Source organism: Streptomyces sp. BV286 (genome assembly GCF_019090165.1).
Taxonomy (GTDB): domain Bacteria; phylum Actinomycetota; class Actinomycetes; order Streptomycetales; family Streptomycetaceae; genus Streptomyces.
The window spans coordinates 38929-56670 of record NZ_JAHRIB010000004.1; the positions used below are offsets into that span (position 1 = coordinate 38929).

The 17742-nt window shown below is 69.2% G+C and carries 19 protein-coding genes and 1 tRNA gene; 8 read left to right on the forward strand and 12 right to left on the reverse strand.

Features of this window, described 5'->3' with window-relative positions; genetic code table 11:
- Positions 1-28: 28 nt before the first annotated feature.
- Positions 29-856: a DUF4097 family beta strand repeat-containing protein gene (locus KUF83_RS00510; RefSeq protein ID WP_217452466.1), complete on the reverse strand. Its 828-nt coding sequence runs from the start codon at positions 854-856 to the stop codon at positions 29-31.
- Between the two features lie 208 nt (positions 857-1064).
- On the opposite strand from KUF83_RS00510, the gene KUF83_RS00515 reads away from it, so the two are divergent.
- The 3 genes from KUF83_RS00515 to KUF83_RS00520 all read left to right on the forward strand — a co-directional run bounded on the left by KUF83_RS00515 (position 1065) and on the right by KUF83_RS00520 (position 1921).
- Positions 1065-1139, forward strand: a tRNA-Val gene (locus tag KUF83_RS00515).
- Positions 1140-1514: 375 nt separating this feature from the next.
- The gene (locus KUF83_RS42500) at positions 1515-1637 is read left to right on the forward strand and encodes a hypothetical protein (RefSeq protein ID WP_302828470.1); all 123 of its coding nucleotides are present in this window, start codon (positions 1515-1517) and stop codon (positions 1635-1637) included.
- 14 nt (positions 1638-1651) lie between these two features.
- Positions 1652-1921 (forward strand): hypothetical protein, encoded by a 270-nt coding sequence (locus KUF83_RS00520; RefSeq protein ID WP_217452467.1) that lies wholly within the window; start codon positions 1652-1654, stop codon positions 1919-1921.
- A gap of 81 nt (positions 1922-2002) precedes the next feature.
- On the opposite strand, the gene KUF83_RS00525 is transcribed toward KUF83_RS00520, so the two are convergent.
- Positions 2003-2557 (reverse strand): hypothetical protein, encoded by a 555-nt coding sequence (locus tag KUF83_RS00525; RefSeq protein ID WP_217452468.1) that lies wholly within the window; start codon positions 2555-2557, stop codon positions 2003-2005.
- A 206-nt stretch (positions 2558-2763) separates the two neighbouring features.
- Positions 2764-3267 carry a hypothetical protein gene (locus tag KUF83_RS00530; protein WP_217452469.1) on the reverse strand — a complete coding sequence of 168 codons (504 nt, stop codon included), beginning with the start codon at positions 3265-3267 and terminating at the stop codon, positions 2764-2766.
- A 383-nt stretch (positions 3268-3650) separates the two neighbouring features.
- Between KUF83_RS00530 and KUF83_RS00535 the strand changes: the two genes are divergently transcribed.
- From KUF83_RS00535 to KUF83_RS00550, 4 genes are all read left to right on the forward strand, one after another.
- Entirely contained in the window at positions 3651-5063 is a 1413-nt protein-coding gene (locus KUF83_RS00535; RefSeq protein ID WP_217452470.1) for a Tat pathway signal sequence domain protein, read from the forward strand.
- A 96-nt stretch (positions 5064-5159) separates the two neighbouring features.
- Positions 5160-5762: a DUF4383 domain-containing protein gene (locus tag KUF83_RS00540; RefSeq protein ID WP_217452471.1), complete on the forward strand. Its 603-nt coding sequence runs from the start codon at positions 5160-5162 to the stop codon at positions 5760-5762.
- 9 nt (positions 5763-5771) lie between these two features.
- A complete protein-coding gene (locus tag KUF83_RS00545) occupies positions 5772-6002 on the forward strand; it encodes a zinc ribbon domain-containing protein (protein WP_217452472.1) in 231 nt (76 codons plus the stop codon).
- Between the two features lie 99 nt (positions 6003-6101).
- Positions 6102-6818, forward strand: coding sequence for a DedA family protein (locus tag KUF83_RS00550; protein ID WP_217452512.1), 717 nt, complete (start codon positions 6102-6104; stop codon positions 6816-6818).
- Here the strand turns inward: KUF83_RS00550 and KUF83_RS00555 are convergent.
- The 3 genes from KUF83_RS00555 to KUF83_RS00565 are packed head-to-tail and all read right to left on the reverse strand — an operon-like array spanning position 6745 to position 11340.
- Positions 6745-7563: an HAD family hydrolase gene (locus KUF83_RS00555; RefSeq protein ID WP_217452473.1), complete on the reverse strand. Its 819-nt coding sequence runs from the start codon at positions 7561-7563 to the stop codon at positions 6745-6747. The genes KUF83_RS00550 and KUF83_RS00555 overlap by 74 nt on opposite strands.
- A 5-nt stretch (positions 7564-7568) precedes the next feature.
- Positions 7569-10145, reverse strand: coding sequence for a phosphoribosyltransferase (locus KUF83_RS00560; protein WP_217452474.1), 2577 nt, complete (start codon positions 10143-10145; stop codon positions 7569-7571).
- Positions 10146-10173: 28 nt separating this feature from the next.
- On the reverse strand, positions 10174-11340 hold the full coding sequence (locus KUF83_RS00565) for an HpcH/HpaI aldolase/citrate lyase family protein (RefSeq protein ID WP_217452475.1): 1167 nt from the start codon (positions 11338-11340) through the stop codon (positions 10174-10176).
- A gap of 199 nt (positions 11341-11539) precedes the next feature.
- Between KUF83_RS00565 and KUF83_RS00570 the strand changes: the two genes are divergently transcribed.
- The gene (locus KUF83_RS00570) at positions 11540-12439 is read left to right on the forward strand and encodes a TerD family protein (protein WP_217452476.1); all 900 of its coding nucleotides are present in this window, start codon (positions 11540-11542) and stop codon (positions 12437-12439) included.
- A gap of 125 nt (positions 12440-12564) precedes the next feature.
- Here KUF83_RS00570 and KUF83_RS00575 read toward each other — a convergent pair whose 3' ends face one another.
- The 6 genes from KUF83_RS00575 to KUF83_RS00600 all read right to left on the reverse strand — a co-directional run bounded on the left by KUF83_RS00575 (position 12565) and on the right by KUF83_RS00600 (position 17427).
- Entirely contained in the window at positions 12565-13302 is a 738-nt protein-coding gene (locus tag KUF83_RS00575) for a Tellurium resistance (protein WP_217452477.1), read from the reverse strand.
- Positions 13303-13424: 122 nt separating this feature from the next.
- On the reverse strand, positions 13425-14570 hold the full coding sequence (locus KUF83_RS00580) for a DUF475 domain-containing protein (protein WP_217452478.1): 1146 nt from the start codon (positions 14568-14570) through the stop codon (positions 13425-13427).
- Between the two features lie 270 nt (positions 14571-14840).
- Positions 14841-15416 carry a TerD family protein gene (locus KUF83_RS00585; RefSeq protein ID WP_217452479.1) on the reverse strand — a complete coding sequence of 192 codons (576 nt, stop codon included), beginning with the start codon at positions 15414-15416 and terminating at the stop codon, positions 14841-14843.
- 126 nt (positions 15417-15542) lie between these two features.
- Entirely contained in the window at positions 15543-16118 is a 576-nt protein-coding gene (locus KUF83_RS00590) for a TerD family protein (RefSeq protein WP_217452480.1), read from the reverse strand.
- Positions 16119-16279: 161 nt separating this feature from the next.
- Positions 16280-16738, reverse strand: coding sequence for a peroxiredoxin (locus KUF83_RS00595; RefSeq protein ID WP_217452481.1), 459 nt, complete (start codon positions 16736-16738; stop codon positions 16280-16282).
- Between the two features lie 251 nt (positions 16739-16989).
- Positions 16990-17427 (reverse strand): DUF3052 domain-containing protein, encoded by a 438-nt coding sequence (locus KUF83_RS00600; RefSeq protein WP_055519877.1) that lies wholly within the window; start codon positions 17425-17427, stop codon positions 16990-16992.
- Positions 17428-17742: the final 315 nt, after the last annotated feature.

Sequence of the window (17742 nt, forward strand, 5' to 3'; positions counted from 1 at the left end):
ACCAGGTAAGGACGAACACACGGGCCGGTTAGTTCGCCGTACGCACGGTGACTTTCCCGTCCTCGGTGTGGGCGGACACCACATGGGAGCTGCCCTTGTCACGGGGTACCGACACATCCACGGAGCCATCTTCCGCGTCGGCGTCGACACGGTAGGTGGCGTCCGGCAGCCCGATGGTGAGCGAACCGTCCTGTCCACGCGCCGAGACCCGGTCCGGGACCGAGGCGAATTCGAGCCGGGTGGAGCCGTCGTGGGTGTTCACGTCGACGCGTCGGGAGTCGATGCCGGTCGCGTGCACCGAGCCGTCGTCGGTGCGCAGGGTCAGCGGTCCGGAGGCATCCTCGACCCGGACGGATCCGTCGCTCGCCCGGATGGTGAGCGCCTCCTTGAAGCCGGTGGCCCGCACGCTGCCGTCGTCGTCGTTCACCGTGACGGCCACGCCGCGCGGCACCACGATGCGGTGCTTGGCCGAGCAGTCGGCCACCACACCGGAGCAGTGCATACGGAGCTTGAGCGTGTCGTCCTTCATCCCCCAGGTCACCTCGGGGTCCCCGCCGATCGCGACGCGGCCCTCGAACCACCGGGTGACCTCCACCTTCTCCACGTCCGCCACGACCAGCTCCAGCGCCGAGTCGTCGGAGTCGACGGTCAGCGTCCGGCCGTCGAGCGCGAAGGAACGCTTCTCCGGGTCCGTGTCGTCCCCCGCGCTGGCACCGCACCCGGAGGCGAGCAGCCCCACGGCGAGGACACCCGCCCCGGTGGCGGCGAGGGAGACCCGGCGCCCCCTCCCGCCGAACCGGCCCGAACGCCGCACATCACTGCTCGAAGAGCTCGAAGAACGCAGACGACCACTCATGACGGGACTCCCCCAGATTCGAACGCCCTCGGCCCCACGCTGTGACCCGGACACACTTCGACCGTACGGATCCGGCCCCCGCCAAGGGATCCGGGCCGCTCCCGAATGAGGGGTGGGGAAAACCCCCGCATCAACCGGCAGCCCACGGGGCCCCGGGAACGGGTTTGCGGGGCACCTCCCCGGGCAATGTAGGCTGTCGACTCGTCCCGGGCGCGTAGCTCAGTGGTAGAGCGCCGCCCTTACAAGGCGGATGTCGGCGGTTCGAAACCGTCCGCGCCCACCAGTCCCAGGACACGACTGAGGCCCAGGTCAACCGGTGTGATGCCGGATGCCTGGGCCTTGATCTTTGATGGCGCGCTTTCGCCGCCGTGCCACTCACGTGCAAGGTGGCGCCCCCGTCGCGGCAAGGGTGTTCCCGGTGTGCCGGAGATCGTGGAAGTGGACGTCACCGAGGCCGGTCGCGTCGAGCGCCCGGAGCCAGATCCGCGGAAGTTGTTCCGCCGCAGAACACCACCGCGAGCGCCGACGAAGACAAGTCCGGTTCGGCCGACACTCGCGCAATCGGCGAAATGGTTGTGCCCGTGGTCTTCGAGCCGAGCGTAGATGCCACCACCGCCGGGGTTCTCCGCCACCTTCTCTGCCTCCTATGCTCCTGCACATGAGTCGATCACAGGAGGCGACGTCGCCGGTCTTCGCGATCCGCCTCCCGGACGCCCTGGACGGCAACGGCCCTCACGTGCGGAGCCACGACGGCAATCAGCTCATCGGCGGAAGCAGGTGAAGAACAGACTGCCGGTGGAGAACGCAGGCGACACAGACATCTGCCTGTCCATCGAGCCGTACGGCGAGGACTTCTGGCTGAGGCCCCGAGAGGTCTTCACCGTGGTGCCGATGGGCGACGGAAACGCACAGTTCACGGTGGTCGTCGCGACGGGTGTCATCACGGTGTGGCTCTATGAGGACGGTGACCCGCACGAAGTGATGCTCGACTACGAGGTGGTCGACGCCAACGGCGAAAAGCTGGAGTGCGGCCACCAGCGACCACCTGATTTTGACAGCAGCTGAGCCCGGCGTTCTGACTGTCGGAGCCGTCAAGTACCAGCCGAGACAGGACACAAGCGCCTCATCCCAGCGAAGTCGGTACGGCTAAAGGGCTGCCCCCAGCACGTGACGAGCAGTGCTGATGAAGGAGTCGCGCACGTCGATCCTCTTGCTCCAATTGGCCATTGCCATCTCCTGGGCGTGGTGATCGGGAGATCGGCCACTGTCTTTATTAGCAGCGATCACACTCATCAAGTCGGACATGCACTGCGATTCAAAGGCCATGATATTTGCAGCAGGAACCGTGATGTCGAGCGATCCTTCCAGCTCGGCAAGGTGCAGGCGCTCCTGGAGGATATTCATCTCTCGGACGAGCTCCGCGTAGCGTCCGGATGAGTTCATCTCGGCACATGGGGTTTCTTCCCACGCAGCTCGCATGGCTCTTTCCACGACCGAGTGTTGGTTCAGTACGCCAACGTAGGCACTTCGCCTCAGCTCTCGGATGCTGGCTTGGCGCCCCTCGGTTATCTGTGCGTGTTGGACAAGCTCTTGCGATCTCAACTGATGCCTTCCCGCTATGTATCCCACGGTGCCGGTGAGGGCGCTGGAGAGAAGCGTCGCAACGGCCGTGATGAGAGCGACCCAAGTTGTGTCTGTCACAGCGCTATTATCGCGGAACCGGACGAGGTGAGCGTCAACCTGTCAAGGCATCCGTCGAGTGTAGAACTCGTCATCACCCACGCGTGGGTGCCAATAGAGTCGCAGTCATGACGAGACCTCTTGCAGCAGCCGACCACCTTGGCGACCGAGAAGCCTTCAGCGAGTGAGGCCGTGCCCCCGGCGGGCCCGATTTCAGCCCAGCTCACTCATTGAGCGCAGGAAATCTCAGCCAACCATTCAGGGGTGTAGCACTCAGCAAACGACCACTTCTGGTCCGAGTAGCGGTCATCCGTGCTGTCGGTGTAGACCTCAAGCCTGCTCTGCGGCGTCAGTCGGTAGTACTCGCGAATCGGGTCACCCTCCACGGTGGGATACGTGATCTTCAGTTCTGCGCTCTCGCCATTCTTGAGGGCTCGTCGGAGGCAGCCGATTTCCCGCATCGCCTGCTTCTGCATCTCCTCACCCTGAGCCAGGCTCACCGCGCCACAACTTGAAAACTCAGTTCTGGCCTCCCAGCGGTCCTTGACCGGATCGTCCAGCATGCCGCAGCCTGCAGCCAGCAAGGACATGGCCGCTACCGCGATGATCCGTGCGCGGACCGAAACAACCGCCACGAAGCGACGGCGGGCCCTGCTCTGGCCAGTCGTCCGTGCCAGGTGCGCCGGCCGCACCCGCTGCAACTGGTCCAGCACGTCGTTGTCGGCGTACACGAGCAGACCCGTCTTCGCTCTCAAAGCCCCTCCCCAGACTCAATGCTTGATCGCAGCCGGACCATACCCGCCCTGACATGGCAGATGTCGGCTGTTCGAAACCGTCCGCGCCCACGGGAGCAGCACGCAGCTCAGCGTGCCGTTCGGCCCCTCGCCCATCGGGTGGGGGGCCGTTCGCGTGGGCAGGCCCCTCTCCTCCGGGCCGGGCCCTCCCCCTCAATCCCCACCCGCACCACCCGCCCCAACGCCCGCCCAACGCCCGCACCCGTCACGCCCGTTGACCCCCGCCAGATGGGCCAGCACAATGGGCGCGCGCCGCGTGAGAGCGCTCTCAAGCTCGGTGTGGTGTGCGCACCGGGGCCGTATGTCCTCCAGGGAGACCCATGACCGGCAGACAAGGTTCGAGTTCGGTGTTCAGTCGTCGTGCGCTCATCGGCACCGGGCTCGGTGTCGGTGCCGCGGTCTTCACCGCGGCCGGTTCCGGCGCGGCGCGGGCGGCCGGCGACGTCGTAGGTTCTGAGGGCGCCGGAGGTGCCGGGGGTGCCGTCCGGCGGGGGCATGCCTTCCTCGCCGCCGCCATGGACGCGTATCCGGACCACGGTGCCGTCCGTCTGACCCAGAGCTACACCGACCAGGCCGGTCTGTTCAGCACGGCGTTCACGTACGACAACGCCCTCGCGATCCTGGCCCATCTGGCGACCCGTACCGCGGACGGCCGGGCCAGGGCCGTGGTGCTCGGCGACGCGCTGCTCTACGCCCAGGCCCACGACCCGGTGTACGACGACGGCAGGCTGCGGCAGGCCTACAACGTGGGGCCGTACGTCTTCTTCGACGGGGTGCCGCAGCCGGACGGGTTCGTCCGGGCGGACGGCACCGCCAACGTCGGGACCCAGTTCGGCTTCACGGGCACGGCGGTCGGTGACATGGCCTGGGCCGGTATCGCCCTGAGCGCCCTCGCCGACCGGACCGGCGCCCGCCGCTTCCTCCGCGGTGCCGTACGGATCGGTGACTGGATCGAGCGGACCGGGCGCACGGACGAGCCCCTCGGCGGCTACAAGTTCGGCGTCGACGGGGCGAACGTGAAGCTGCCCTTCACCTCGACCGAGCACAACACCGACCTCGTCTGCCTCTTCGGGCGGCTCGCCCGGCTCACCGGGAACCGTGTGTGGCTGGAGCGGCGCGCACGGGCCCGGGCCTTCGTCGAGAAGATGTGGGAGCCCTCCGGGAACTTCTTCTACACCGGCACCAACGACGGCGTGAGCGTCAACAGGTCGCCCGTCCCCGAGGACACCCAGACCTGGACCCAGCTCGCCCTCGGCTCCCGCCCGTACTCCCGGTCGCTGGACTGGGCCGCGGCCGAGCTGGCCGTCCTGGACCACGCCGACCGGCGGAACAGCACGGTCCCCGCGGGCCAGTCGTACGCGGGCGTCACCTTCAGTTCCGTCAGTCTGCTGGCGAACGAGGACGCCCCGATCGCGGAGTTCCAGCCGAAGCCGGACCGCAACGGTGTGTGGTTCGAGGGCACCGCCCATCTCGCGCTCGCCCTGCGAAACCGGCACGGGCGCGGCGACGAGGTGCGGGCCCGCCGACTGATCGCCTCCATCGAGCAGGCGCAGGACCTTCTCGGCACCGACCAGACGATCAACAAGAAGGCTCTCCCCGCCCGCTCCGGGGTCGTCTCGGCGAGCAGCCCGCTCGACACCGGGTTCGGCTTCGGCTACTACCCGTACCGGCACGCCGGTGCGACCGCCTGGTACCTGCTGGCGGCGACGCGTACCAACCCCCTGGATGCCTGACCGGGCGGCGGCGCATTCCCCGGGGCTGGCGTGAGAGCCGCCCCGGGCGGATGCTGGGAGTACGGACGCCCTCCGCTCACTCCCGAGGAGGCGGACATGGCCACGCACGCACTGCGCACCGCGCCCAGGCGGCGGATCAGGCTCGACGAACACCTCCCGGTCGATCACCGTCTCAGCAGGTTCTACCGGATCGGTGCGGGGCTGATGGGCCTCGTGCTGCTCGCCTTCGGCATCCTGGGACTGATCGACCAGGTCGGATTCTTCGACACCCGCGGGGACGAGGTCTCGGGGCTGAGCACCAACGGGGCGCTCAGCGTGCTGTCGATCTGTGTCGGGCTGCTGCTCTTCGTCGGCATGGTGATCGGCGGCAACGTCGCCTCGACGCTGAACATGGTCCTCGGTGTCCTCTTCATCCTCAGCGGCTTCGTGAACCTCGCCCTGCTCGACACCGATTTCAACTTCCTGGCCTTCCGCATCCAGAACGTGCTGTTCAGCTTCGTGGTCGGCGTGCTGCTGATGTTCTTCGGGATGTACGGGCGCGTCGGCTCGGCCCTGCCCCACGACAACCCGTACTGGCGCTCCCGCCACCCCGAGCAGGCCGCCCGCGAGCAGCGGCTGCGGGCCGGGGCCGACCTGCGCGCGAGGGCCCTCGCCCAGGGCCGCGGCTCTCCTCTGGGAGAGGACCGGGCCGCCCGCTAACCTGGGCCCATGCCTCGCTACGAATACCGGTGCCGGACCTGCGGTGACACCTTCGAGAAGAGCCGGCCGATGGCCGAGTCGTCCGCGCCCGCGGCCTGCCCCGCCGGCCACGACGACACCGTGAAGCTGCTGTCGACGGTCGCCGTCGGCGGCGCCGCCTCGGCGCCCTCACCCGCGCCCCGTGCCGGAGGCGGGGGCGGCGGTGGAGGCGGCTGCTGCGGTGGGGGCTGCTGCGGCTGACACCCGCGCCGGGCAGCGGCTTCAGTCTGGCTTCAGCTTCGGTTCACTAGCGTCGGGTGTGTGACCGACAGCAGCGCACCCCAGTGGATCAACAGCCTCATGGACACGCTCGGGGCCCCGGGCGCGGGCATCGCCATCGCTTTGGAGAACCTCTTTCCTCCTCTGCCGAGCGAGGTGATCCTGCCGCTGGCGGGGTTCGCGGCGAGCACCGGGCAGATGAACCTGTTCGCCGTGCTGCTGTGGACGACGGCCGGTTCGGTCGTCGGTGCGCTCGCCCTGTACGGCGTCGGTGCGCTGCTCGGCCGCGACCGCACGGTGGCGATCGCGGCCCGGCTGCCGCTGGTGAAGGTGTCGGACATCGAGAAGACCGAGGCGTGGTTCAACCGCCACGGCACCAAGGCCGTGTTCTTCGGCCGGATGATCCCCATCTTCCGCAGTCTGATCTCGGTGCCGGCGGGCGTCGAGCGCATGCCCCTGCCCGTCTTCCTGGGCCTGACCACGCTGGGCAGCGCGATCTGGAACACCGTCTTCGTCCTCGCCGGCTACCTGCTCGGCGAGAAGTGGACCGAGGTCACCGGCTATGTCGCGACCTACTCCAAGGTGGTGCTGGCCATGGCGGCGCTCGCGCTGCTGGTCTTCGCGGGCGTACGCCTGTTCAGGCCGGGGCGGGGCGGCCGACGGCGTGGCGAGGAGACGGGCACAGAGAAGGAAACAGAGCCGGAGACGGCCGGCTCCGCGACCTCTAGCGGGCCTCGCGGAGGAACTCCCGCAGGATCCGCTCCCCCGCCGCGACACCGCGCTCCGGAAGAGAAGTGATCCCGGGCCCCGTCCACCCCGCGTCGGCCAGTTCGCCGTGGCCCGGGCGCCAGCCGCGGTCCGCGGCCAGCAGCAGGTCGGCGTCGAGGAGGGAGTCCCCGGCCGCGAGGGTGAGGGTCGCCCCGGTACGGCGGACGACCTCGCGCATGGCGGCGCTCTTGGTGAGCGGCTTCGGTACGGCGTAGAGCTTGCGGCCCTGTACGGACACGGTCCAGCCGCGGTTCTCCGCCCAGACGGCCAGCTCCTTGACCCAGTCCTCCGGAAGCAGCTCCCGCTCGAGGACCAGGTACACGAAGAGGTCCTCGGCGACCCGGTGCTTGCGCACCCACAGCGGGTCGGCGGTGGCCTCCAGGTGGGCGCGCACCTCGGCGAGCGGGGCGCACTCCCGTGCCAGGAGCTCGGTCACCCGGGCGTGCCACGCCGGGTCGGAGACACCGTCGACGAGGACGTGGCCGCCGTTGGCACAGATCGCGTACTTCGGTGCGGGGCCCGGAAGTTGGATCCGCTGGTACTGCTTGCGGGTCCGGGTGGTGGTCGGGACGAAGACCGCCACGTCACCCAGTTCGGCGAGCAGTCCGGCCGCGGTCTCGGTCATGTAGGAGAGCGGCTTGCGCTCGTGCACCTCGACGCTGAGCAGCCGGGGTGCCCGCTCGTCGGGCATGGTCAGCGCGAGTGCGGCCGAGGAGTAGATGAGGGTGCGGTCGAGGTCGCTGGCGACGAGGACCCTGGGTGAGGTGGTGGGCATGGACATCAGACTGTCACTGCCTTGCCGTCGGCGCCGGTCGCGCCGCGCGTGTACTTGGGGTGGATCAACCCGACGCAGGTGTACGGGAGTTCGGCGACCTCCTCGACGGGTACGCCGCGCTGTTCGGCGAGCAGGCGTACGTGGTCGAGGTCGGCGCCCGCTCCGGCCCGGGCGAGGATCTTCCAGGGGACGCGGCGCAGCAGCACCCGGGTCGCCTCCCCGACGCCCGGCTTGACGAGGTTCACGTCGTGGATGCCGTACTCCTCGCTGATCCGCTCGACGGCTGCCCAGCCCTCCCAGGTCGGGGTGCGGTCGGTGGAGAGCAGTTCCTTGACGCGGTCGTCCACCGCGTCGCCGACCTCGTCGAAGCGGGCGGAGACGGCGTCCAGGAAGTCGACGGAGACGTCCACGTCGGCGAGTTCGCGGTAGAACTTCGCGCCGTGGTAGTCGTGTTCGCCGACCAGGTCCGCGCGGAGCACCGTGCGCGAGATGAGGCCGGAGACCGTGGAGTTGAGGCAGGCGGACGGGATGAGGAAGTCCTCGCGGGTGCCGTAGGTGCGCACGCAGGACCCGGGGTCGGCGAGGACCGCTATCTCCGGGTCGAAGCCGGTGATGCCGTCGGAGGCCTCGAACTCCTCGATGGCCTGGGCGAGTTCGCGGGTGATGGCGCCCTTGCCGGTCCAGCCGTCCACGAAGACGACGTCGGCCGGGTCGTGGTGGGCGGCCAGCCAGCGCAGGGCGTTGGCGTCGATGCCGCGGCCGCGCACGATGGAGACGGCGTAGTGCGGCAGGTCGAGGCCGTGGCGGTGCTGGGCCCAGCGGCGCATCAGGACGCCGACGGGGGTGCCGGCGCGGGCCAGGGAGACGAGCACGGGGCGCGGTGAGCGTTCCGCCAGCACCGTCTCGGTGACCGCGCCGACGGCCACGGCGATGCGGGCGGCCGAGACGGCGAGGGCGCTGCGGAACAGCTCCTGGTACTGGGGGCTCGGCTGGTACTCCACCGGGAGCGACTCCGCGTAGTGGGCGCCGCCGCTCTGGATGGCCTCCTCGCGCTCCTCGGTCGGCGCCTCCAGCCGGGTGTCCGAGAGGTCCTGCAGCAGCCAGCCGACCTCGTCCGACGCGTACGAGGAGAAGTCGGGGCCACGGAGGGGCTCGGACAGCATGGAGGGCCTTTCGGTGGGCGACGGGGCGGACGCCCGTTCGGGGACGTACGAGGGGACGACGGCGAGCAGCACGCTGCGCGTGTGGGCGGCGAGCTGCGCCAACAGGCCGTCCGGTGCGTGCAGTTCAGGAGTGTCGGCGGTGGAGTCGACCACGGCGACGACGGCGTCGAAACCGGCGCCGGCGACGTTGTACGCGTACCGCTCGCCGGGGCCGTCCGCCGGGCCGTCGTGGGCGGGGAAGACGAGCCGGGTGCGGATCGCGTAGCCGGGGTCGTCGACGGCGAGCACGGGAGAGCGGGTGGTCGTGGAGTAGCGCACCTCGGCGTCGGTCAGCTTCTCCAGCGCGACCCCGAGGCGGAGCGGCGCGTACATCAGCTCCTCGCAGCCGAGTACGAGCACGCGGCCGGTGCCGGGCGGGAGTGCCTCGGCTATTCGGGTGGCCATGGCGGGCAGGGCGCCCTCCAGGCGGACGCGGTGCTCGGGTGTGAAGCCGTGCCGTCCGCCGTCGGCGAGGCCGTGGGGCCAGCCGAGGTCCACGGGTACGACGCTGCCGGGCTCCGGGCGCGGTGCGGGCGCCACGGCCGCCTTCTCGTGCTCGGCGACCAGCGCCTGCCCCTTCTCCAGTACGCCGTCGGGCAGCCGTACCGTGCCGGAGGCGGCCGTCACGAGGTCCACGGTCGCGCCGATCTCGCGGGCGAAGTCCGCCAGCCGCCCGAGGTCCGCGGCCGAGCGCATGTCGACCAGGGCGACGATCACGTACCGGCCGCGTGGATAGCGTTCGTGCAGGTCACGGATGGTGTTGAGGACCGTGTTGCCGGTGGAGAACTCGTCGTCGACGAGGACGAGCGGGCCGTCCGAGGCCAGCAGGGCGGGGTCCTCCGGGAGCAGCAGGTGCGAGGTGGCGTGCGAGTGGGACTCCTCGAAGCCGCCCGCGGGTGCGACGCCCTCGACCGGGCGCCGGGTCGAGTGGAGGCAGGGGGCGAGGCCCACACCGTCCGCGACCGAGTGGCCGAGGCCGGTGGCCGTCTCGGCGTACCCGAGGACGACGGCCCGGCGGGCCTCGTCCTCTCCGAGCAGGTCCCGCACCCGGAGCCCGAGCGCGAAACCGTATCCGTACACGACGGCCGGCGACTGCGGTACGTGCTTGCCCAGCACGTTCGACACGAGCAGGTGGGCCCGCCGGGGATTGCGCCGCAGGGCGAGCCCCAGCAGTTCGCCGAGGCCCTCGTCCCCGACGAGCTCGACGCCGAGCCGTCCGGCGACCCAGCTCCCGGACCAGATCCCGCCTGCGGGCCCCTCGCCCGGTCCGGCCGGGGACGAGGCCTCGCCGGCGGACCCGGCCTTGGTTCCGGCCTTGGTTCCGGGGCGGAAGCCCGTCGCGGACCAGACGCCGGACCCGTCGTTCACAGCCTTGTTCATGGATTCCTTGGGTGTCAGCCGGTGTGTGTCAGCCGGGTATTCCGGCGGCGAGCAGCTCCACGAAGCCGATGTCCTCGTTCGTGACGCCGAAGACCTCGGCGCGCTGAAGGGTGCGCTCGGCCCACGCGCGGTGCGGCTTCACCTCGTTCATCTTGTTCGTGTACGCGGACCGCAGTACGCCTCCGCCGCCCCGCTCGGGCCGCAGGATGTCCTGGGCGTCACTGAACTCCTCGTGACTGACGACGGACAGGGCGTGCACGGGCAGTACGTGCGAGGGGTGGATGCAGGTCTTGCCCTGCAGGCCGTTGGCCCGGTCGAGGGCGATCTCCCGCAGCAGGCCGTCCATGTCGTGCTCGATCAGCGCGGCGCGCAGGTCCTCGGCCTCCGGGCTGAAGGGGCTGCGGCGCAGCTGCGGCTTGAACATGCGCTCCTGGACGCGGAAGTACTCCCACACGGGCCCGGTCACCGTGAATCCGGTGCCGTCCGCCCGCCCGAGGACGTTCACCACGTCGGCGATCACGGAGGCCACTATCTGCACGTCGTACGCGGTCATGTCGGGCGCCCGGCGCAGCCCGTAGGCGGAGCAGAAGTCGGTGACGCCGAGCCGCAGGGCGAGCACGCGGTCGCGGTACTTGTCGACGGCCCGGTAGATCCCCGCGAGGACCTCCGCCCTCGACTCGCGGTACAGCAGATCGGGCGACTCCAGGACGGGCATGGCGAAGAGTCGCCGTCCGCTCGCGCTCTCGGCCGCCGTGAGCGCCTCCAGGAAGGGGATGCCCCGCTCCTCGGTGAACTTGGGCAGCACGAATCCGGACAGCAGCCGCACGGACGTGCCGAGCCGGTGGACGAGGTCGGGGATCTGTTCGGGTGCCCTGACCCGGATGAAGAGCAGCGGCAGATTGGTCTCCGGGCAGCGTTCGGCCAGGTCACCGAACTGCCTGACCAGGTTCTCCTCGGCTTCGACGACGTCCGCGTCGTCGATCGAGTCCTCCAGGCACACCACCATGGAGACGACACCGCGCTGGGCCTGCTTCACGACGTCGTCGGCCAGCTTCTGCCTGGTCGCGGGGCTGTAGAGGGTGGCTCCGAGGGCCGCGGCGAGCACCCGGGGCGGGGAGTCCGCGGTGAAGGCGCACGGCTCCTGGAAGAAGAGGCGCTCCCGCACCTCAGGGGCGATGTGACCGAAATGACGCATGAGTCTCCCCCAGGGCGGCTAGTCGGACTGACGATATGTGGCCGGTAATAGTACGTAGAGATCCGTGTCGGAGATTCCCACCGGGCATGAAGTTCAGGTAACGCACACAAACACCATTGTGCGTCTGCCCGCATTATCCGGCCGGACGCAGGCTCACCCCACGTTGTCGTGGCCAGGACCGAGAAGGCAGGATGACCGCATGACGCACGCCATGCTGAAGGGGTCGAACGTCCCGCTGGACGCCACCGCGGTACGTGCCGTGCTGCGCTGGACGCCGGGGCGGGGCGTTCCGGACGTGGACGCCTCCGCGCTGCTCCTCGGCCCCGACGGGCGTGTGCGGTCCGACGAGGACTTCGTCTTCTACAACCAGCCCCGGCACCCCTCGGGGAATGTCTGGCGACTCGGCAAGAAGCGCGTCAACAAGGGTCTCGCCGAAGGGCTCACCGACACGATCCAGTCGGATCTGGCCGCCGTCGACAACGGTGTGGGACGGATTCTGCTCATCGCCTCCGCCGACGGGGTCACCTTCGACCAGGTGCCGGCTCTGCGGATCCTGGTCTTCGACGCCGCGATCGGGGACGCCGAGCCGCTGGCGTACTTCGACATCAAGCCGGAGACCGGCGAGGAGACCGCGCTGGTCTGCGGCGAGCTGTACCGGCGCGGCGAGGGCTGGAAGTTCCGGGCGCTCGGCGAAGGCTATTCGGACGGCCTTCAGGGGCTGGCGTCGGACTACGGCATCCTGGTCGACGAGTCCGAGGCCGAGGACGGCTCGGCGCCCGCCGGGCAGCCCGGTTCGCAGCCGCTGCCACCGGAGCAGCCCACCACCCAGGTGCCCCAGCAGCCGGTCCAGCCCGCGTACGGCTATCCCCCGGCCGCTCCCGGCCCGGAGCCCACCCGGCAGCAGCCGCCCGCCACCCAGCCCGCGTACGGCTACCCGCAGCCCACCAGCCAGCCCGCCTACGGCTATCCGCAGACGTCCCCGGCGCAGCCCGCCGCCGCGGGCGCCCAGTCCGGCTACGGCTACCCGCAGCCGGTCAGCACGCTGCCGGACCCGGACTTCCGGCTTCCCCCGCAGGGCCCCCAGTTCATCGGCCGCTAGGCCGGCGCCCGCGCCCCGAAGGGGCGCGGGGATCTGCGCGACAAGCCCCACCGAACCCGCAGCCGCCGCTGAACCTGCCCTGCCGGGCGCTGGGGCGCCCCGGCTGAGCCAGGTGGCAGCGCCTGTCAGCGGTCGGCCTTCGCCTTGTAGCCGCGCCCCCAGGTGAGCCCCCAGCCGTAGAGCCGGTCGAGCTCGGCCTGGAAGCCGTAGACGAACTTGACCTCGCGGCGCACCACCAGCTCGTTCTTCACGTTCTCGATCATGACCACCGCGCAGGACCTGGCCTGGGAGTGGCGCTCGTCGAGGCCGATCTCGATCCGGGGTCCGTTGCTCGGGTACAGGGTGACGATGGCGTGCGTACGGTCGAAGGCGGGGGTCTGGTCGTAGATGTAGACGAAGACCAGGAGCCGCTTGATCTCCTCGCGGTGATCGAGGTTGACGAAGATCGTCTCGCCCGAGCCGGAGCCGAAGCGGTCGTCGCCGCTGAGTTTCACGTACGGCGCTCCGTTGAGCTCGCCCAGGAAGCCGCCCAGTGGCTGGACGACGCCCTTGGTGCCGTCCGTGAGCTCGTACATGCAGCCCAGGTCCAGGTCGACGTTGACCATGCTCTGGGTGTGCGCCTGCACCACTTCCGGCTTGAACGCCTTGAAGGGGTGGCGCAGCAGGCTCTCCCGCTGGGGCCCGCCTATGTCGGAGGTGCGCATCCGCCAGGAGAGGTTGACGCGGAGGTTGCCGGTGGCCGCGCCCTGCTTGGTGAGTGAGATCGTGTGGTTCCGCTTGGTCAGTTCGATGGCGTTGGTCGACGCGCTGCCCGAGTCGAACTGCGTCGACCGCCCGCGCCACAGGCCTTCCCAGAAACTCATTCCCGCCCCCACGCTTGCCTGTTGACCCCCGACGAAGATTTCGGGGACGAAATACGCCGGGGCGGCCGCGAGGATTCCCTCGACGGCCGCCCCTTACAGAGCGTTCCTCCCACGGACCGGTGTCACACCCCGGACGAGACCTCTGTCTTGTCACCCGAGGCGTCAGCTTTTCCCTCGGCGGCCTCCAGTGCCTTGTTGCGGCGCACGGAGGACCAGAAGGACCAGGCGATCAGGACGACACCGATGAGGCCGGTGACGATCTCGTTGACCTCGAACCGGATGGTGATGAGCAGGATTCCGGCGAGGGCACCGATCGCGTAGTGGGCGCCGTGCTCCAGGTAGACATAGTCGTCCAGGGTGCCCTGGCGGACCAGGTAGACGGTGAGCGACCGGACGTACATGGCACCGATACCGAGGCCGAGGGCCATCAGGATGATGTCGTTGGTGATGGCGAAGGCGCCGATGACACCGTCGAAGGAGAAGGACGCGTCCAGGACCTCGAGGTAGAGGAACATGAAGAAGGCGGCCTTGCCGACCATGGCACCCGCGGAGATCTCCTTGCCCTTGGCCTTGGCCTCCTCCTCGGCCTCGTGCTCGCGCTCCTCGGCCTCCTCCAGGCGGTTCTCGAAGAATCCGGAGAGGCCGCCGACGACCAGGTACGTGATGAGGCCGGCGACGCCGGAGAGCAGCACCGTCTCCGTCTTGTCGGCGGAACCGGCATGCAGGTGGGCGTGCGGGGCGAGGAACAGCGCGGTGACCAGCAGGATGATCAGCGCGATGCAGGCCGAGAGCATGTCGACCTTGCCGAGCTTGGCGAGCGGGCGCTCCAGCCAGCCGAGCCACTTGATGTCACGGTCCTCGAAGATGAAGTCGAGGAAGATCATCAACAGGAACATGCCACCGAAGGCGGCGATCGACGGGTGGGCGTCGGTGACGAGTTCCTGGTAGCGATCCGCGTCGTTCAGTGCCAGGTCGACCGCCTCGATGGGGCCGAGTGAGGCGCTGATCGCGACGATCACGACAGGGAAGACGAGCCGCATTCCGAAGACGGCGATGAGGATGCCGATGGTGAGGAAGATTTTCTGCCAGAAGGCACTCATCTTCTTCAGGATCCCGGCGTTGACCACCGCGTTGTCGAAGGACAGCGAGATCTCGAGGATGGACAGGATCAGCACGATCCCGAAGGCGGTCCATCCGCCGATCAGCACGGCTGCGACCAGGCCGAGCGCGGTGACCGCGAACGACCAGCCGAAGGTTTTCAGAACCACTGGCTACCCAATCATGAGTATGGGGGGCTACCCCCGGACGAAGTCCGGAGGGGGTTTCCCCCCGCCGTACCCGGCTTTACGAAACATTGACCACGAAGTCTAGAGGGCAGGCTCCCCGGAGGAGCGGGCCGGGCCCGTCCCCCCGGAGAGTCGCAGGTCCAGGGCGTCCGAACGCGGGTGACGCGCCTTCAGCCATTCCGGACACCTCACTTTCGAGACACCACGGCCGACCCTCCCGACTCACAGGGGTCGCCTTCCGCACACCGGCCTCTACGAAACGTGGACCCCGAAGTCCAGGGCGATGCCCCGCAGTCCGGAGGCGTACCCCTGGCCCACCGCCCGGAACTTCCATTCGACGCCGTAGCGGTAGACCTCACCGAAGATCATCGCGGTTTCCGTGGAGGCGTCCTCGGAGAGGTCGTAGCGGGCGAGCTCCTGGCCGTCGGCCTGGTTGACGACCCGGATGAAGGCGTTGCTGACCTGACCGAAGGTCTGGCCGCGGTTGTCGGCGTCGTGGATCGAGACCGGGAAGACGATCTTGTCCACGTTGGCCGGCACCTTCGAGAGGTCGATCAGGATCGACTCGTCGTCGCCGTCGCCCTCACCCGTGAGGTTGTCCCCGGTGTGCTCGACCGAGCCGTCCGGGCTCTTGAGCTGGTTGTAGAAGATGAACCACTCGTCGCCGAGCACCCGCCCCGAGTTGCACAGCAGTGCGCTGGCATCGAGGTCGAAGTCGGCTCCGGTGGTGGAGCGCGCGTCCCAGCCGAGCCCGATCAACACCTGCGTGAGGTTCGGTGCGGCCTTGGAGAGGGAGACATTGCCCCCCTTGGCGAGCGTGACGCCCATGTTCCTTGTCCTCCCCGGTGAAGCCATTGGGTTGTCCAGCACGTCCGGCGCCGCACTAGGAGTGTGCGGCGCCGGACGGGAAGTGGTGGAGCGGCCCGGGGTCGGAAGAGACCCCGGACGAAGGGCTCAGACGTTGACGCCGAAGTCCTGCGCGATGCCGCGCAGACCCGAGGCGTACCCCTGGCCGATGGCGCGGAACTTCCACTCCGCGCCGTGACGGTACAGCTCGCCGAAGACCATCGCGGTCTCCGTCGAGGCGTCCTCGGAAAGGTCGTAGCGGGCGAGCTCCGCCTCGCCGGCCTGGTTCACGACGCGGATGAACGCGTTGCGCACCTGACCGAACGACTGCTGGCGGTTCTCGGCGTCGTAGATCGACACCGGGAAGACGATCTTCTCGATGTCGGCCGGGACCCCGGCGAGGTTGACCTTGATCTGCTCGTCGTCGCCCTCGCCCTCACCGGTGGTGTTGTCCCCGGTGTGCTCGACCGAACCGTCGGGGCTCTTCAGGTTGTTGAAGAACACGAAGTTGGCGTCACTGCTGACCTTGCCCTCCGCGTTCGTCAGGATGGCGCTTGCGTCGAGGTCGAAGTCCGTACCGGTCGTGGTGCGGATGTCCCACCCCAGACCGATGATGACCGCGGTCAGGCCCGGGGCCTCCTTCGACAGCGATACGTTGCCGCCCTTGCTGAGGCTGACTCCCACGAGTCCTCCCATTGGTGTCCGGGGGCGGGAAGCCCCGTAGTGCGTTGGTATCGGATCAACGTGTCGATCCTAGTGACGGGTTCCCCGCCACCGCAGGCCCTGGGCGCGAAGAATCCCGAAGTGTCGGCATCCCCGGCCCGCCGGGCGCGGCGGCGCCGGGATCACAGGGCGTCGAGCGCCCGTACGTACGCGTCGAGGTCCCGCGCGTCCGGCAGGGCGTTGACGACGGTCCAGCGGACGACGCCCTCCTTGTCGATGACGAAGGTGCCGCGCACCGCGCAGCCCTTGTCCTCGGCGAAGACGTCGTACGCCCGCGAGACCTCGCCGTGCGGCCAGAAGTCGGACAGGAGCGGGTACTCCAGGCCCTCCTGCTCGGCGAAGACGCGCAGTGTGTGGATGGAGTCGTTCGAGACGGCCAGGACCTGGGTGTCCCGGTCGGAGAACCGCGGCAGGTTGTCGCGCAGCTCGCACAGTTCGCCGGTGCACACGCCGGTGAAGGCGAAGGGGTAGAAGAGCAGCACGACGTTCTTCGCGCCGCGGAAGTCGCTGAGCCGCACGGTGGCGCCGTGGTTGTCCCTGAGTTCGAAGTCCGGGGCCTTGTCGCCGACCTCGATCGCCATGGTCCTGCATCCCTTCCGTCGGGTCCGTCGGGCTGTTCGGGTGACGTCCACCCTACGCAGCGCTCCCGCCGGGCCCCGTCAGGGGCGCGGAAACCGCGCGACCGGCCCCCGGGGACCCACGGCGATCCACGGGCCGCCGGCGGGCCCGCCGGGCCGTCCGCCGGCGTCGAGGGCCCATCGGGGCGGGCCCGCCGACGGACGAGGCCCCCGCCGACGGATGTCGACGGGGGCCTCCTGGCCTCGGCTGCGCCTCAGCGCTTCTTGGCGGCCGTCTTCGGCGTCGCCAGCTTCGTGCCGCTCCAGTCCTTCCCCACGCTGATGCCCTTGGTCTGGGACAGACCCGCGGTCGTCACAGCTTCGGCGATGTCGCTGGGCTCCACATAACCGTCTCGGCCGGTCTTGGGCGTCAGCAGCAGGACGGCGCCGCCCTCTTCGACGTACGTGGTGGCATCCACCAGCGCGTCCGTCAGGTCGCCGTCGTCGTCTCGGAACCAGAGCACCACGGCGTCGGCGACGTCGTCGTACTCCTCGTCCATGAGCTCGCTGCCGATTACTTCTTCAATGGCCGAGCGGAGCTCCTGGTCGACGTCGTCGTCGAAGCCGATCTCCTGGACCACCTGCTCGGGCTGGAATCCCAGCCTGGCGGCCAGGCTCGTCCGCTCCTCCGCGTGGTCCGCGGTCGCGCTCACGGGTTGCCTCCTGATCATGTTCGGTAATGGGGTCCTCCCCGGCTCGGGCGAAGCCGAGACCTTGGGGAAGTTCAAGCCACGCGCGTGCGCGAAGCATTGGCCGTAGTCCACACGGGCGGGACGGATCGCGCAAGTACCCGGCGGTCGAGACCGCCGAAACGGTGACGATCCCGACCGTGTCGCCGCAACTCCAGTCAGGGAATCACAGCCACAGGTGACGCACACCACAGCAATCTGCCCGCTTTGCGAATTTCGGAACCCTACGAGGGTACGAGACTCGAATGGCTTTGCGGTACGCGTAACGGGTCGGGCGTA

Excerpts from the sequence above, each read along its gene's own strand:
- KUF83_RS00560 (WP_217452474.1), bottom strand. The coding sequence starts at position 10,145 with ATGAACAAGGCTGTGAACGACGGGTCCGGCGTCTGGTCCGCGACGGGC.
- KUF83_RS00585 (WP_217452479.1), bottom strand. The coding sequence starts at position 15,416 with ATGGGCGTCACGCTCGCCAAGGGGGGCAATGTCTCCCTCTCCAAGGCC.
- KUF83_RS00550 (WP_217452512.1), top strand. The coding sequence starts at position 6,102 with ATGGACACGCTCGGGGCCCCGGGCGCGGGCATCGCCATCGCTTTGGAG.
- KUF83_RS00545 (WP_217452472.1), top strand. The coding sequence starts at position 5,772 with ATGCCTCGCTACGAATACCGGTGCCGGACCTGCGGTGACACCTTCGAG.
- KUF83_RS00535 (WP_217452470.1), top strand. The coding sequence starts at position 3,651 with ATGACCGGCAGACAAGGTTCGAGTTCGGTGTTCAGTCGTCGTGCGCTC.
- KUF83_RS00565 (WP_217452475.1), bottom strand. The coding sequence starts at position 11,340 with ATGCGTCATTTCGGTCACATCGCCCCTGAGGTGCGGGAGCGCCTCTTC.
- KUF83_RS00555 (WP_217452473.1), bottom strand. The coding sequence starts at position 7,563 with ATGCCCACCACCTCACCCAGGGTCCTCGTCGCCAGCGACCTCGACCGC.
- KUF83_RS00510 (WP_217452466.1), bottom strand. The coding sequence starts at position 856 with ATGAGTGGTCGTCTGCGTTCTTCGAGCTCTTCGAGCAGTGATGTGCGG.
- KUF83_RS00570 (WP_217452476.1), top strand. The coding sequence starts at position 11,540 with ATGACGCACGCCATGCTGAAGGGGTCGAACGTCCCGCTGGACGCCACC.
- KUF83_RS00575 (WP_217452477.1), bottom strand. The coding sequence starts at position 13,302 with ATGAGTTTCTGGGAAGGCCTGTGGCGCGGGCGGTCGACGCAGTTCGAC.
- KUF83_RS42500 (WP_302828470.1), top strand. The coding sequence starts at position 1,515 with ATGAGTCGATCACAGGAGGCGACGTCGCCGGTCTTCGCGATCCGCCTC.
- KUF83_RS00595 (WP_217452481.1), bottom strand. The coding sequence starts at position 16,738 with ATGGCGATCGAGGTCGGCGACAAGGCCCCGGACTTCGAACTCAGGGAC.
- KUF83_RS00540 (WP_217452471.1), top strand. The coding sequence starts at position 5,160 with ATGGCCACGCACGCACTGCGCACCGCGCCCAGGCGGCGGATCAGGCTC.